This is a genomic window from Paenarthrobacter sp. TA1.8 (assembly GCF_048595705.1).
GTDB lineage: Bacteria > Actinomycetota > Actinomycetes > Actinomycetales > Micrococcaceae > Arthrobacter > Arthrobacter nitroguajacolicus.
On the sequence record NZ_CP184287.1, the window covers coordinates 4,535,869 to 4,550,704 of the forward strand.

15 protein-coding genes and 1 pseudogene are annotated in these 14,836 nt (G+C 61.8%); 8 read left to right on the forward strand and 8 right to left on the reverse strand.

All coding sequences use genetic code 11. From position 1 onward, the window contains the following. Positions 1-2: 2 nt before the first annotated feature. Positions 3-458 (reverse strand): Lrp/AsnC family transcriptional regulator, encoded by a 456-nt coding sequence (locus ACNAOT_RS21090; protein ID WP_091463568.1) that lies wholly within the window; start codon positions 456-458, stop codon positions 3-5. A 103-nt stretch (positions 459-561) separates the two neighbouring features. On the opposite strand from ACNAOT_RS21090, the gene ACNAOT_RS21095 reads away from it, so the two are divergent. Beyond that, positions 562-1,218, forward strand: coding sequence for a LysE family translocator (locus tag ACNAOT_RS21095; RefSeq protein ID WP_420179266.1), 657 nt, complete (start codon positions 562-564; stop codon positions 1,216-1,218). Here the strand turns inward: ACNAOT_RS21095 and ACNAOT_RS21100 are convergent. The 3 genes from ACNAOT_RS21100 to ACNAOT_RS21110 all read right to left on the reverse strand — a co-directional run bounded on the left by ACNAOT_RS21100 (position 1,215) and on the right by ACNAOT_RS21110 (position 3,158). Continuing rightward, positions 1,215-1,697 (reverse strand): SRPBCC family protein, encoded by a 483-nt coding sequence (locus ACNAOT_RS21100; RefSeq protein ID WP_420179267.1) that lies wholly within the window; start codon positions 1,695-1,697, stop codon positions 1,215-1,217. The two genes, ACNAOT_RS21095 and ACNAOT_RS21100, sit on opposite strands and share 4 nt — an antisense overlap. Continuing rightward, entirely contained in the window at positions 1,694-2,080 is a 387-nt protein-coding gene (locus ACNAOT_RS21105) for an ArsR/SmtB family transcription factor (RefSeq protein ID WP_420179268.1), read from the reverse strand. The genes ACNAOT_RS21100 and ACNAOT_RS21105 overlap by 4 nt, the downstream gene beginning before the upstream one ends. A 106-nt stretch (positions 2,081-2,186) precedes the next feature. Continuing rightward, a complete protein-coding gene (locus ACNAOT_RS21110) occupies positions 2,187-3,158 on the reverse strand; it encodes a hypothetical protein (RefSeq protein ID WP_420179269.1) in 972 nt (323 codons plus the stop codon). Positions 3,159-3,314: 156 nt separating this feature from the next. Between ACNAOT_RS21110 and ACNAOT_RS21115 the strand changes: the two genes are divergently transcribed. Continuing rightward, positions 3,315-3,794 (forward strand): DUF4383 domain-containing protein, encoded by a 480-nt coding sequence (locus tag ACNAOT_RS21115; protein WP_091463589.1) that lies wholly within the window; start codon positions 3,315-3,317, stop codon positions 3,792-3,794. Between the two features lie 165 nt (positions 3,795-3,959). On the opposite strand, the gene ACNAOT_RS21120 is transcribed toward ACNAOT_RS21115, so the two are convergent. From ACNAOT_RS21120 to ACNAOT_RS21130, 3 genes are all read right to left on the reverse strand, one after another. Then, complete coding sequence (locus tag ACNAOT_RS21120; protein ID WP_420179270.1) at positions 3,960-4,775, reverse strand: IclR family transcriptional regulator; 816 nt, start codon at positions 4,773-4,775, stop codon at positions 3,960-3,962. 71 nt (positions 4,776-4,846) lie between these two features. After that, a complete protein-coding gene (locus ACNAOT_RS21125; RefSeq protein ID WP_420179271.1) occupies positions 4,847-6,103 on the reverse strand; it encodes an aminopeptidase P family protein in 1,257 nt (418 codons plus the stop codon). Positions 6,104-6,131: 28 nt separating this feature from the next. Beyond that, positions 6,132-7,490: an MFS transporter gene (locus tag ACNAOT_RS21130; RefSeq protein ID WP_420179272.1), complete on the reverse strand. Its 1,359-nt coding sequence runs from the start codon at positions 7,488-7,490 to the stop codon at positions 6,132-6,134. A gap of 620 nt (positions 7,491-8,110) precedes the next feature. Here ACNAOT_RS21130 and ACNAOT_RS21135 point away from each other — a divergent pair. The 6 genes and pseudogenes from ACNAOT_RS21135 (at position 8,111) to purU (ending at position 13,208) form a co-directional block, all read left to right on the forward strand. Beyond that, positions 8,111-8,557: a helix-turn-helix domain-containing protein gene (locus tag ACNAOT_RS21135; protein ID WP_420178922.1), complete on the forward strand. Its 447-nt coding sequence runs from the start codon at positions 8,111-8,113 to the stop codon at positions 8,555-8,557. Next, positions 8,554-9,408: an IS3 family transposase gene (locus ACNAOT_RS21140; RefSeq protein WP_281453350.1), complete on the forward strand. Its 855-nt coding sequence runs from the start codon at positions 8,554-8,556 to the stop codon at positions 9,406-9,408. The genes ACNAOT_RS21135 and ACNAOT_RS21140 overlap by 4 nt, the downstream gene beginning before the upstream one ends. A 30-nt stretch (positions 9,409-9,438) precedes the next feature. Further along, positions 9,439-10,284, forward strand: a pseudogene (locus ACNAOT_RS21145) (aminomethyltransferase family protein); the annotation flags it as partial. Then, positions 10,277-10,915 carry a sarcosine oxidase subunit gamma gene (locus tag ACNAOT_RS21150; protein ID WP_420179273.1) on the forward strand — a complete coding sequence of 213 codons (639 nt, stop codon included), beginning with the start codon at positions 10,277-10,279 and terminating at the stop codon, positions 10,913-10,915. The pseudogene ACNAOT_RS21145 and the gene ACNAOT_RS21150, both read left to right, overlap by 8 nt. Continuing rightward, positions 10,915-12,306, forward strand: coding sequence for an L-serine ammonia-lyase (locus tag ACNAOT_RS21155; protein ID WP_420179274.1), 1,392 nt, complete (start codon positions 10,915-10,917; stop codon positions 12,304-12,306). The genes ACNAOT_RS21150 and ACNAOT_RS21155 overlap by 1 nt, the downstream gene beginning before the upstream one ends. 2 nt (positions 12,307-12,308) lie before the next feature. After that, positions 12,309-13,208, forward strand: a complete 900-nt coding sequence (gene purU / locus ACNAOT_RS21160) for a formyltetrahydrofolate deformylase (RefSeq protein WP_091463620.1) — start codon at positions 12,309-12,311, stop codon at positions 13,206-13,208. 93 nt (positions 13,209-13,301) lie between these two features. Here purU and ACNAOT_RS21165 read toward each other — a convergent pair whose 3' ends face one another. Further along, positions 13,302-14,783 carry a PucR family transcriptional regulator gene (locus tag ACNAOT_RS21165; protein WP_420179275.1) on the reverse strand — a complete coding sequence of 494 codons (1,482 nt, stop codon included), beginning with the start codon at positions 14,781-14,783 and terminating at the stop codon, positions 13,302-13,304. Between the last annotated feature and the right edge of the window lie 53 nt (positions 14,784-14,836).

Below are 14,836 nucleotides of genomic sequence, written 5' to 3' on the forward strand. Positions count from 1 at the left end.
CCTCAGACCGGCGGTCCTATGTTGGTTTTCAGATTCTTCATCACCAGGGTTGACGTGAGGCGCTCCACCGCGGGAAGTGCCGCGAGTTCGTCGTCGTAGAAGCGCTGATACGCGGGCAGGTCCGCGGCAATGACCTTGAGCAGGTAATCAGGGGATCCGAAGAGCCGCTGTGCCTCCACAATGTTGGGACTGGCAGTCACACGCTCTTCGAACTCCGCCATGATGGTGCGCTCCACCTGCTTGAGCGTGACAAAAACAATCGCTTCAAAGCCCAGGCCCACCGCGGCAGGATCGATGTCTGCACGGTAGCCGCGGATCACCCCTGAGGACTCCAAATCGCGGAGCCTCCGATGACATGGAGCCACGGTCAAACCCACCTTGGAAGCAAGGGCTGTGGCAGTCATCCGGCCGTCCTCTTTGAGGTGGCGCAAAATAGTTCTATCAATCCCGTCGATCACGCAATTATCTTACCGAAAACGGCTCCGCCCGGGCTAAAAACGGGAACACTTATGGGCCGACTTTCCCTAGAGTTTTCCTACCACCTAGCCTGGGAGAGAAAACTTGAATCCGCAGCTGTTCCTCGCCTTCATGCTCGTCGCCGTCAGCTTGGCGTGCACACCGGGCGTCGACTGGGCGTACTCGATTTCGGCGGGCCTCCGTCAGCGCAGCTTCGTCCCTGCCGTCGCCGGCTTATGCAGTGGTTACGTCATCCACACTTTGCTGATGGCTGCAGGACTGGCCGCCCTCTTGGCCGGAGTTCCAGGACTATTGGGATGGCTGACCATCGCGGGGGCCGCCTACCTGCTCTGGCTCGGCATTGCTACCCTCCGCACGTGGCGAGCTGCCAGCTTTAGTGCGGAAGGCGGCGTCGTGCAGTCCGGAAACCAGCTCCGCACCTTCCTTCAGGGCATGGGCACCAGCGGCATCAACCCCAAGGGCCTGCTCTTCTTTGTGGCGCTGGTGCCGCAGTTCGTCAGCCCCGAGGCAGCACTGCCTGTTCCGGTCCAATCGGGCTTGCTGGGCCTGACCTTCGTAATCCTCGCCGGGTTGGTTTACACCGCCGTCGCATTGACTTCCAGGAAGCTGCTGGCCTCCCGGCCCGGCGCCGCCCGGGTAGTGACCCTGGTCAGCGGAGTCATCATGATCGGACTTGGGACAGTGCTGCTGTCAGAGCAACTCCTGTCGCTTCTGCCGCAGTTCCAGGCTGCAAGCAGCTAAGCGATAAGCGGCTGGGCTGCGAGCAGTTCGTCCAGCCGCTCGTATCCTTCGATCACGCCGTAATCCATCCCTGTAGCCAGGGCCATGTCGCGTGCTTCAACCGAGGGGTACACCTCGTGCGCCGACATCCTGGTCCTGCCGTCGATTTCCTCGAACGTGGTGGTGCTGATGACCACCTGATTCGGCGCTCCTTCGAACTCGATTGTCTGGATGATCAACGCGTCGGCCTCGACCGTGTGGAACACGCCGCGGAATCCGTACATCCCGCTATCGTCGCCGCTTTCGTAGCGCCAGCTTCCGCCGGTGGTGGCGTTGTATTCGGTTATCTTCGTGACCGTGCTGCGCGGGCCCAGCCATTTGGCCAAGAGGTCCGGGTCAACGTGGGCTTTGAAAACTGCACTGACCGGGGCATCGAATTCGCGGACTGTATCAACGAACGGGACGCCACTATCAGCGGTGATTGTTGTTGGATTGCTCATTTCAGTTCCTCTTTCTTCTTTGCTGTCGTGTTCTCTTGTTCATGGTGGGAGATGCCGACACCCAGCAACTCGTCCAACTGGCGGAAGCGTGACTCGGCGATCAGTCTGTACTGGTCAATCCAAGCCGTCAGTCGCTCCAGGGCTGCCGCATCCAAATGAACCGGCCGGCGCTGGGCGTCGCGGGAACGGGTGACCAAGCCGGCATGCTCCAAGACTTGAATGTGTTTCGAAACCGCCTGTTTGGTGATGGCGAAGGGTTCGGCCAGCTCATTGACAGTGGCGTCTCCCCGCGACAGACGGGCTACCATGGCCCGTCTCACCGGATCTGCCAACGCCATGAAGGCCTTGTCCAGGGATTCCGCCCCCAGGGCATCTTGTTCCATCTCCGCTTCAACCCTTTCTTCAACCAAAGCTAATCAACTGACTCGTTGATCAACTGATTGGTTGATTAAGAGAATACGCCTCTCCTGAGTACGGCACAAGGGTGTTTTATTCGCCGCCCAGCTGCCTGAAGTCGTTCTCCCAGAGACGCCGCATCTCGGCGTCCTTGCGGATGACTTCCAAGGTCTCAAGCTCGGCGGGCGGGGCTGGCCGCTTGGATCGCGGAGTGAGCGTTCGGCGGCCTTGGTCAAGCGCCAGCAACGCCCTGTCGGTCAAGGCATCATTCTTCAAGGCCAGGTTGGTTTTCCGACGCCGGAGGACTTCCTTCAAGGCAACCTGGGCCGATTCGAAGTCACCCCTTGCCCGCTGCGACCGCGCCCGCATCAACAACAGCGCGGCCGACAGGTCATCCGTGTTCAGCAAACCTTCGGTCCACAGCACCACGTCGCGGTGGCGCTCCAGCGAATACGCCGCCGTGCACCGCGCCAATGCAGAAGGCAACGACGGCGGCAAAGTCACCACCGCTTCCAATGCCGCCTCGGTCATCCCCATTTCCCGGAGACAATGGGACAACGCCAGAAACACGGCTTCCTCACTGAACAGGACCGGAACTTCGATGCGTTCGGCTACCTCGACTTTGGTGACCACCTGCCCAAGGTACGTAGCCGAGAACTGGCTGGCGTCGTCGTCGATCCTTGTTGTTAAACCGCGCTGCAATAGCTCGGACGCCCTCAGGAATCCGCCATGCTTGTACGTGAGCAGCCCCGCCATCACGTGGCATAAGCCGGCCCAGCCCGGATAGGTGCGGCCGAAAGCAAGAAGCCGATCCGGCTCAGTGGAAGTGAACACGGCCTCATGCATGGCTTTGGCAGTCTTGGAGGACAGCATCTTCAACCGCGGGACATTCCCCACCACGGACAATCTCGCATGGTCGCGGCCGCTGAGGACGCCGGAAAGCACATCGTTCACACCGTCGGCCAGGCCACGGACCGGCGTGCGGACGTAGCCCTCGCGGAAAGGCGTGAGATCGCGGGTGTCATGGAAGATCGTATGCACACGTCCGTCTGGAGCTTGGCTCATAAATCCATGCTAACCGCCGCTGAACTGGGCTCATCCCCTGCTATCGGAGGCATTTCAGGAGTATTATGGCGGCGTCGGCAAGGTTTTGCGACACCCCTTGCCGCAGGTCGGCTCTCCATGAGAAGAGCCGGGTAACAGCGTGAAAGGGAGGACTTGATGACCACCGCTTCGCACCCCGCCGAACACCACCACATGATGGGGTTGACGCTTCGCAACACCGCCATGGGCGTTGGCATTGTATTTCTGCTGGTAGGCATCCTGGGCTTCATCCCGGGAATCACCACCAATTTCGGCGCCATGACCTTTGCGGGACATGAATCCGGCGCCATGCTGCTTGGAATCTTCCAAGTATCCATACTCCACAACATCGTTCACCTGCTGTTTGGCGTGGCCGGCTTGGCCATGGCAAGGAACGCACGCATGGCTCGCCTGTTCCTCCTGGGCGGCGGCGCCGTGTACATCGTTCTTTGGATCTACGGCCTGGTCATCAACCAGGAAACAGCTGCCAACTTCGTCCCGTTCAATACGGCTGACAACTGGCTGCACCTGATCCTCGGCATTGCCATGATCGGGCTGGGCGCCTGGCTGGGCAGGGATGCCATGGACGAAACAACCACAGCACGACGGAAGATGTAGACCTTCCGCACGGCTTGTAATCAACGACGGCGGCTGTCCCCATGCGGGAACGGCCGCCGTTTTGTTTCCGCCGAGATGCCATTTAATGACAATGTTCGCGCTCCGGATAGTCATTAACTGCCATCTCGGCGGAGGGTTTCGAGGGCTCGACGACGGGCTGCCCGGCTAGCGCGGGGCGCGGCCACCCAGGCGCGTGGTGACTTTGGCGGCGGCTGCGGCACAGGCTTCACCGAGGCTGTCCAAGGTGTCTTGCGAAACACGGAATTTTGGTGCGGGGATCAGGACCGAGGCCACGATGTCACCGCGATGGTCATAAACGGGCGATGCCACACCCACTTCTTCAATGGAGGTCTCCCCGAAGTTCACTGCCCAGCCGCGCTTCAAGGACTCCCCGATCCGCTCGAGGTACCCCTCAATTGCGTCCTCGTCCTGACCAGGGAGGGTAATCGAGCCGCTGCGCAACAGTTGACGCACCCGATCTTCGTTCTCCGCGCCAAGGAACACCTGCACCGACGAACTGAGGGCCTCGTTGTATCGCGCCCCCAACGGAGTGAGGTGTTTGACCTGGTGCCGGCTGGGAATCTGTTCCACGCACATGGATTCGTTACCGTTCCACACCATGAGCGCACTCGTCTCCCCCGTGCGCTCAGTGAGTTCGCGCAGCACAGGGTAGGCGACGCGGCGTTCTTCGAGTTCCGCCAGGAGTGGACCCGCCATGGCGATCATTCCCAGCCCCAAGCGGAACCTGCGCGAATCGACGTCGCGCTCTACAAGGTTTTCCTGTTCCAGCGTCGCGAGGATTCGGGAGACGGTGCTCTTGTGCAGGCCAACGCGGCCCGCGATTTCGGTGACTCCCAGGAGCGGCTCGTCGGCGCTGAAGCTCCTCAACACGGCGATGGCGTTGACGATGACGGAGGTACTTTTGCTGTCGCCACTGCCGTTGCTGTTTTCTGGAGCGTCGTTGGATTCCGAGGGAGTCATGGGTTCACTATATTTCGCTTGGGCAGGCGCACCGGCCGGTGGACACCACGCTGTGCCCACCGGCCGGGTCACTAGGCTCCGATGATGTTGTACTCGGGACCGAACGGGAACTTGGTGATGTTCTCTGCCCCGTCATCTCCAACCACCAGGATGTCGTGCTCGCGGTAGCCGCCGGCGCCCGGCTGGCCGTCCAGGACCGTGATCATCGGTTCCATGGATACCACCATGCCCGGCTCCAGAACGGTGTCGATGTCCTCGCGCAGCTCCAGGCCCGCTTCGCGTCCGTAGTAGTGGCTCAGCACGCCGAACGAGTGGCCGTAGCCGAAGGTGCGGTTGGCCAGCAGTCCGTGACTGACGTAGATCTCGTTGAGCTCGGCGGCGATGTCCTTGCAGACGGCGCCCGGCTTGATCAGCTCAAGGCCGCGCTTGTGGACCTCCACATTGATGTTCCACAGCTCCAGGGAGCGGGCATCCGGTTCGCCGTAAAACAGGGTGCGCTCCAGGGCGGTGTAGTAGCCACTGGTCATGGGGAAGCAATTCAGGGACAGGATGTCGTGTTCCTGAATCTTGCGCGTGGTGGCCCAGTTGTGGGCGCCGTCGGTGTTGATGCCCGACTGGAACCAAACCCACGTGTCACGGATTTCAGAGTCCGGGAACGTTCGGGCGATCTCGTGGACCATTGCTTCAGTGCCGATCAAGGCAACCTCGTACTCGGTGATCCCGGCTGTGATGGCGCTGCGGATGGCCTCGCCGCCCAGGTCACCAATGCGGGCACCATGCTTGATGACCGCAATTTCCTCGTCAGACTTGATCATGCGCTGACGCATCGCAGCCTGCGCGACGTCCACCAGCGTGGCTCCTGAGAAGGCTGCCTGGATCTTGTTGCGGTTGTCCAGCGGCAGCGAGTCATCTTCGACGCCGATGCGGCGCGGGTTGATACCGCGAGTGCGCAGCACTTCCTGGATGGCGTGGATGTAGTTATCCCGGCGCCAGTCCGTGTACACCAGGTTGTCGCCGTAGCTGCGGCGCCAAGGCATACCGGCGTCGATATTCGCCGTGATGGTGACGGTGTCTTCCTTGGTGACCACCATGCCGTAGGAGCGGCCGAAGTAGGTGAAGAGGAAGTCGGAGTAGTACTTGATGGAGTGGTAGCTGGTGAGGACCACAGCGTCGAGGTCCTTCTCGGCCATGATGCTGCGGAGGCCGCTGAGGCGGCGCTCAAACTCCGCGTCGGAGAAGGTCAGCGAAACCTTTTCGCCGTTGTTGAGGACCTTGGTGCGCTCAAGCTTGGCGACGTCGTTGACGGCCTCGTTCTGGGTGATGGTCATGGTGGTTCCTTTCAATGGGTGGGTTGAACTAGTCCTGCAGCAGGGGCTTCTTGGAAGTCTCCGTGGCGAACAGGACTGCGATGAGGGAAACTATGGCGGCGGCCACGAGGTACCAGCCGGGTGCCAGTTTGCTGGCGGTCATGCCGATCAGGAGGGTGGCCATGAACGGCGCGGTGCCGCCGAACAAGGCGTTGGAGAGGTTGAAGCTGACGGCGAAGCCCGTGTACCGGACCTTCGTGGGGAAGAGTTCGGCCAGGAAACTGGGCAGGGTGCCGTCGTTGAGGGTGAGCATGCCGCCCAGAAGGATTTGAACCAGGACGATCACCAGGAAGTTGCGGGTGTCCAGGAGCATGAACGCCGGCACCGTGAGCAGGATGAACAGGACCGACGCGGTGATGAGCATGCGCTTGCGGCCGAACTTGTCCGAGGCGATGCCCGTCAGGAAGATGAAGCCGATGTAGCTGGCCAGGGCAATGGTGGTGGCGAGGAACGACTCCGTGGCGCCGAAGCCCAGCTCCTCCGACAAATACGTGGGCATATAACTGAGGATCACGTAGAAGCCCACCGCGTTGAGCAGCACCGCGCCCGTGGCGATAACGAGTTGCTTCCGGTACGTCTTGAACATGGCCAACGCGGGAGCCTTGACGCCGCCGTCCTTCTCGGCCAGTTCACGGAACGCCGGAGTGTCCTCCAGTCTGGTCCGGATGTACCGTCCGATCAGGCCCATGGGCGCTGCGAGCAGGAACGGCAACCGCCAGCCCCACTCGTTGAGCTGCTCCGCGCTAAGTACTGACGTCAGCAGGGCGGCAAGCAAAGATCCCAGCAGCAGTCCCGCTGCGGTACTGGCAGGCACGACGGCGGCATACAGTCCGCGGCGATTCGCCGGCGCATATTCCACCAGGAAGGCGGACGCCCCTGCGTACTCGCCGGCCGCGGAGAATCCTTGGACAACTCTTACGAGCAGGAGCAGAATCGGCGCCATTACACCGATGGTGGCGTAGCCCGGGATCAGTGCGATGCAGAACGTGGCCACTGACATCAACACGATCGAGAGCGAGAGCGCCTGCTTTCGGCCGAGTCGATCACCAATATGGCCCCAGATGAAACCACCAAGCGGCCGCACGAAGAAGCTGATGGCGAAGACGCCGAAAGTTGCCAGGAGGGCTGTCTGCCGGTCTGACTCCGGGAAGAAAACAGTTGAGATGATGCCGGCCAGGTAGCCGTAAACGGCGTAGTCGAACCACTCAACAAAGTTGCCGATGAAGCTGGCGGTGACCACTCGCCGTCGAGTGTCTTTGCTGACTGTGTTGTTGGGGCTGAGGGCGTGGTTGGAGCCGGAGGCGGGTGAAACACCTTGCTCGGCTGCCACAGAGGATTCATTGCTCATGTGTCCACCAAAATCATTGGGGTTGCATTCAACGCAACGCTGTTGCACCAGAGTATGTGTGAGCGACGCCACGGTCAAGGGGTGTTTGTAGAGATTTTTGAGGTTGATAGTGCGGGACTGGTCATTTTGATGCGCGATGCGGCTGTTGCGCTCATCGTGCTGCAGTTGCATTCAATGCATCTACGCCCCACTCGACGCTCTCTCACATCCCTATCCCTTCAACCAATCGCCCTCTCACTCTTGAAGAAAGTTCGCCGTCGGTGGGCAACAGCAGCATCGACGCCACAGCCCAAGTGCGCCCGCGGGCGATTGCGGCAGCACCCTAAAAACACCAAAAGGGGAGAAGGGATGGGCTCAAGCCCGAGGGACATGAGAGAGCGACCCACTCAAGCACGCGGTGAACTGCTCCCCTGAAGTTGGACTGAGATTTTCAGTTCCGATTTGAGGGGAGCAGTTTTTTGAGTTCGCGTAGTTCTTTGTCTGTGGTGCAGCGCGTGTCGGCTGTAGCGTGTTTTGAGAGGGGTCTTGGGTATCGGACGACTGCACGGTACCTAGATGCGCCCCCTGTGCCGGTGAGGTCGTTGTATGGGCTTTGGAGGATTCATGGGCGAGGAGCGCTGGTGACAAAGACACCGAAGTCATACTCTTTCGAGGTCAAACTGGCGTTGGTGCAGCGGTTCCTTGCGGGCGAAACCGGCTCTGAGCTGGCCGTTGAAGCGGGCCTGTCTTCGCGTCAACTGTTGCAGACATGGGTCAGGGCTTATCGATTGGAGGGCGAGGACGGTTTGCGGTCTAAATCGAAAGGCAGGTCGGCTAAAGGGCAGGGTGCGCCTTCCCTGAAGTCCGGGACCACGCCATCCGCGAGGTCCGAGGCCTTGCCTTCGGTGAGGTCCAAGGCTGTGCCGCCAGGGAAGTCCGAGACCGCGCCTCCGGTGAAGTCCAGGGCCACGTTACGGGCTGAGGAAAGCTCGGAACTTGAGCAACTGCGTCGGGAGAATGAGCTGTTACGGGCTGAGGTGGCCTACTTGGGAAAATTGCGGGCCTTGAGGGCTCAGGAACGACGGTGAAGGTTCAAGCCCTCGTTGCCCTCAAGGCTGATTACCCGCTCCCGGTTCTGCTGCAGGTCGCGGGCCTGGCACGCTCGACGTTCTTCTATCATCAGGCCCGGCTCCTGTCCCCGGACCCGAAGGAAGCTCTCAAGACTGCCATCACAACGATCTTCACGACCAACCACGGCCGTTACGGACATCGCCGCATCCACACCGAGCTGGTGAAGCAAGGATGGACGGTGGCGAAGAAGACCGTGCTGAAACTGATGCGCGCCCTGGCCCTGCGCTGCAAGGTCCGGCGGCGGAAACGCTACAACTCCTACCAAGGCGAGCAGGGTGTGATTGCACCGAACCTGCTGAACCGGGAGTTCGACGCAGATGCCCCGAACCAGAAGTGGGTCACTGACGTCACCGAGTTCCGCGTCGGGGACCGGAAGCTCTACCTTTCACCCGTCATGGACCTTTTCGACCGGCAAATCATCTCCTATTCCATCGGTAACTCCCCGAACCTGGAACTGGCCAACGCCTCGCTGCGTCAGGCCATCACCTGCCTGGAACCGGGTCAAAAACCGTTGGTGCACTCGGACCAAGGCTTCCAATACCAGCACCTGTTCTGGCGCCAGCTACTCAGCGAAGCCGGCGCCACCCAGTCAATGTCCCGCAAGGGCAACTGCTACGACAACGCGGTCATGGAGAACTTCTTCGGACACCTCAAAGAAGAACTCTTCCACCACGTCCGGTTCCTCAGCACCGACGCCCTGGCAACAGCACTGCACGAGTACATCCACTGGTACAACAACGAAAGGATCTCCACCAAACTCGACGGTCAGAGCCCGGTCCAATACCGGACCCAGACCCTCGCAGCCTAAAATCCCAATTAGCCAGTCCAACAATCGGGGACCAGTTCAACCGGCGGCGCAGCCAAGGTGCTGGACTGGCTGGAAGAGTGGCACCAGACGGAGTGGCCGGAACTCGATGTGGTCTGCACATCCGTCACCGAACAGTGGAGCACCATCGCCGTTGTTGGCCCGAAGTCCCGCGCCGTGATCGCCAAGGTTGCTCCCCAGCTCGCCGAAAACGGTGGTCTGGATGCTGAAGCCTTCCCGTTCATGACATTCCGCGAGACCACGCTGGCCTCCGGAGTGCAGGCTCGTGTTTGCCGCATCTCCTTCTCCGGCGAACTGGCGTACGAGATCAACATCCCGTCCTGGTATGGGCTCAACACGTGGGAAGCCGTCGCTGCCGCAGGCGCCGAGTTCAACATCACCCCTTACGGCACTGAAACCATGCACGTTCTCCGCGCCGAGAAGGGCTACCCGATTGTCGGGCAGGATACCGATGGCACGGTCACACCGCAGGACGCCGGCATGGACTGGATCGTCTCCAAGGCCAAGGACTTCATCGGCAAGCGCTCCTACCTCCGCCAGGACGCAAGCCGTGAGGACCGCAAGCACCTGGTCAGCGTGCTTCCCGTGGACCACTCGCTGAGGTTGCCGGAAGGCACGCAACTCGTGGAAAAGGGCATTCCGGTCAACCCGGCTTACGGACCCGTTCCCATGGAGGGCTTCGTGACCTCCAGCTACCACAGCGCCGCATTGGGCCGTTCCTTCGCCCTGGCACTCATTCAAAACGGCCGCAACCGCATCGGCGAGACCCTGGTGGCCTCGTTGGGAGACCAACTGGTGGACGTGGTTGTTGGCGAAACCGTACTTTTCGATGCTGAAGGGACCCGCAAAGATGGCTGAAACAGCAACACCATCAGAAACAGTCAACCGCGTACGGGGCGCCCGCCGCAGCCCGGCCGAACACCTGGCTGAGGCCTTCACCTCCGGCTCCGTGCCGGGCACGGTGACGCTCACCGAAATCCCGTACCAGGCCATGGTGGGCATTCGGGTTGACCGAACGTCCGACGCCGGTGCCCGAGTTGCGTCCGTGACCGGCGGCTTGCCTGCCACTTGCGGTGACGTGGCGGGGACGGGTTCCATAAACACCCTGTGGCTGGGCCCCACCGAGTTCATGGTGGTGGCCCCGGAAGAAGCCCACGATTCGCTGGGCGGATCCTTGGTCAGCGATCTGACCACCGCCCTGGGCAATGACGCCGGCCAGGTGGTGGACTTGTCCGCCAACCGCACCACGTTCGAGCTCTCCGGTAGCCACGCCCGCGCAGTGCTGGAAAAGACCTGCGCATTAGACCTCCACCCTCGCGTCTTCAAGGCCGGCACCGCTGTCTCCACAGAGCTCGCGCACATTCCGGTGATGCTCTGGAAGACCTCGGACGAGTCCTACCGGATCTTTCCCAGCGCCTCGTTTGCCGACTTCCTGGGACGCTGGCTCCTCGACGCCATGCGGGAGTACGCCTCACCAGAGGTCCCCTAATGGCACTAAGTGTGCTTGACCTGTTTTCTGTTGGCATCGGGCCGTCGTCTTCACACACGGTAGGCCCCATGCGTGCGGCAAAGCAGTTCACGGACGGTCTCGAATCGTCCGGCCAGCTCCCGGCTACGGTGCGCGTCCAGGCTGAGCTTTTCGGCTCCCTGGGCGCCACCGGCCGGGGCCACGGCTCAGACAAGGCTGTGGTTCTGGGGCTGCAAGGCCACTCCCCGGAAACTGTGAATACCCACACCGCGGATGACCAGGTGGCAGCCGCTGCACTCGACGCGGAACTTCGATTGGGCGGCAACCACCGGGTGGACTTCAACTGGGACGAGGACGTGGTCCTGCACCGCCGCAAGTCTTTGCCGGCACACCCCAACGGCATGACGTTCCGCGCTCTGGACCACACGGGCACCGTGCTGCGGGAACGCAGCTACTACTCCGTTGGGGGCGGCTTCGTGGTGGACGGGGACGTCTCCGGAGCAGACAAAGTGGTAGCCGATGACACCGTACTGCCCTACCCCTTCACCACTGCCGACGAACTGCTGGCCATCTGCCTCCGGGAAGGCAAGTCGATCTCGGACATCATGCTGGCCAACGAACTCGTATGGCGTTCTGAGGAAGAGCTCCGCGAACGGCTGCTGGGCATCTGGGCCGTCATGCAGGAATGCGTTGACAACGGCTGCTCTGCCGAGGGAATCCTGCCGGGAGGCCTGAAGGTCAGGCGACGGGCGCCGTCGTTGTTCAAGAAGCTCTCCGAAACTGACGCAGACCTGAACGGTGCGCACTCTGCCGATCCACTCCTCGCCATGGAATGGGTGAACCTGTTTGCCTTGGCTGTGAACGAGGAGAACGCCGCGGGCGGCAGGATCGTCACAGCACCCACCAATGGTGCCGCCGGAATTGTCCCGGCAGTGCTGCACTATTACACAAAGTTTGTTCCAGGAGCCAACGACGACGGTGTCGTGCGCTTCCTGCTGGCGGCGGCCGCCGTCGGAATCCTGTTCAAAATCAACGCGTCCATCTCAGGCGCCGAGGTGGGCTGCCAAGGTGAGGTGGGTTCCGCCTGCTCCATGGCCGCCGCCGGTCTCTGCGAAGTCCTCGGCGGAACGCCCGAGCAAGTGGAGAATGCCGCCGAAGTGGGCATCGAGCACAACCTGGGCCTCACCTGCGATCCCGTGGGCGGGCTGGTGCAAATCCCTTGCATCGAGCGCAACGCGATCGCCAGCGTCAAGGCCATCAACGCCGCCCGCCTTGCCCTGCACGGCGACGGCAGCCACAAAGTGTCCCTGGACAAAGCCATCAAGACCATGCGCGAAACAGGCGCAGACATGAAATCCAAATACAAGGAGACCTCCCGTGGAGGCCTCGCCGTCAACGTAGTGGAGTGCTAGCCATGACTGCCATCCAAACTGAAACAACCGTCGATTCCTCTCCTGAAACCACGGTGGAGCACGTGCTCACCCTCGACTGTCCCGAAGGTCCCGGAATCGTTCACGCTGTGTCCGGCTTCCTGCTGGAACACGGCTGCGACATCATCGACAACAAGCAGTTCGGTGATCGCGCTGAGGGCCACTTCTTCATGCGGGTCCACTTCGCGTCGACCGGTGATGAATCCACTGTTGACGAGCTTCGTTCTGCGTTTTCTCCCGTTGGCGAGAAGTACGGCATGAACTGGCAACTGGAGCAACAGGGCTACAAGCGCCGTGTACTCATCATGGTCTCCAAATTTGGGCACTGCCTGAATGACCTCTTGTTCCGCGCACGGATCGGAGAGCTCCCCATCGATGTGGTGGGCGTCGTCTCCAACCATACAGACCACCAGGGTTTGGCGGAGTGGCACGGAATTCCGTTCTTCCACGTCCCTGTCACGGCTGCCACCAAGCCCGCGGCCGAGGGCCGCCTGCTGGAGATCATCGACGAACTGGACGTGGAACTCATTGTCCTGGCCCGGTACATGCAGGTCCTCAGCGACGATCTGGCACGCAAGCTGGATGGCCGCGCCATCAACATCCACCACTCGTTCCTGCCTAGCTTCAAGGGCGCCAAGCCCTACCACCAGGCGTACGCGCGTGGAGTGAAAACTGTGGGCGCCACCGCCCACTACGTGAACGGCGAGTTGGACGAAGGTCCCATCATCGCCCAGCAGGTAGTGGAAGTGGACCACACGTTCGGGCCGGACGATCTCGTAGCCGCCGGCCGGGACACCGAGTGCAAGGCCCTCAGCAACGCCGTTCGCTGGCACTGCGAGGGGCGGATCATCCTGAATGGGAACAGAACGATCGTGCTGAAGTAGGGCCCTGCAAGCACCCATTTCGATGGTTCCCTGCGCAGACGCTGTTGCGAACGGCGGTGTGTGCAGGGAACCATCGAATTGGCGTTTAAGGACCTACAACCGAGCCAGTCGCGTTGCCAGATGCAGCGCAGCCAGCCTGCCGGTTCCCCGCGGATCCCCGCCGCACAGTTCAAAGATCCGTTGGAGCCTGTGATGCAGGGACTGCCTTTCCAGGTGCAGTTCTCTCGCGGCCTGGGCAGTGTTGCACCCGGTATCCAGCCAGACGGCCAGGGTCCGCATCAGTTCGGACTTCTTCAAGCGATCATGCTCGACGACGGCACCCAGCTGCCGCTGTACGAACCCTTCACGCGTGGCCGGGTCCAGCAACTCTTGGGCAAGGAGCTCCACGGCCAGCGTGTCAGCGTCCACGACACCGCCGCCGCCGCCGGCCGAGGGCAAATCCAGCGCGCGACGCGCCTCAGCCAAGGACCACGGCGCCTCACCGATTCCCCTGCCCAAAGGTCCGACGGCCACCAAGGACCCAGCCGGCACCTCCAGCTGACGCAGTGATTCCATAAGCGCACGCCGGGTGGCCGCCCCATCCCCCGCCGCACCTCCGGCCAACGACGCGAGTGCGATCAGTTCCGCATTGTTGGCGTAGCTGGCGCTGTGCGGCACACCTTCACGAAGCAGCGCGTCCACTGCCGGACGAAGATGCCCGGCGCCGGTTGACCGAATCACTACCGCCGCCACCGCGCCCTTGACTGGGAATCCCGAGGCCGGTCCGAGCTGCTGCAGCTGCCACTGCTGGCTCCCGGAATTGATGGCACGCATGAGCTCGATGCCCGCCAACTCCTTCAGCCCGGGCGGCATGCGTTGCAGCAACGCCAGCCCCAGGATGTCCACGGAACGTTCGCCCGCCACCCGCGCGAGGCCGCCATCGCCGTCGTCGGGCATGTGCAGTTCAAGTCTCGCGGCGAGGACGCCGCGCACCGGCACATCCACCGTGGTGACGGTGCCACGGTCGTCGAACGATCCGGCGGCGCCCAGGGTGAGGCCCGACGGCGAGACCAGCCTGGCGCCGGCACCTGTCCTTTCGGACAAAACAGCCAGGAGTTGGTCGAGCCCGCCACCGTGGGCAAGTTCGGCGGCCATCGCGTGGCTTGCCTGATCACCGCGCTGAAGGTGCTCCACGGATTCGCTCACCAAGAGCGAATTGATCTCCTGCATGATTCCCACGAACGGGACCACCTGGCGTAGCTCTATGACCGGCAAGCCGGCGGCCTCGGCAACCTCCAGCATGCTCGCCGGAACTTCCGGCAGTGCCGGACCAGTCTCCAGCGCCAACGCGGCGACCCCGCGGGCGGCCAATTCGCGAACGTAGTCGGCTTGCCGCTCGGCAGTGACGCCGGCGAGAGCCTGGCCTCCACTCAGCAACAACTCGCCGCCACTGAGGAGCGGTGCGATGTCCAATACCTCGCTGGAGTGCACCCAACGGACGGGCCGGTTCAGCGCTTCCGGCACGTTAGTAAGGAACCGGGGTTCTGCGGATTTGAGACTTTGGTACTCCAAAGCCGCACCCAACTCGATGGACATGACACTCCGTATGGTTATTGAGTATTTGCTTATACACATCGTATCTTGTTGCT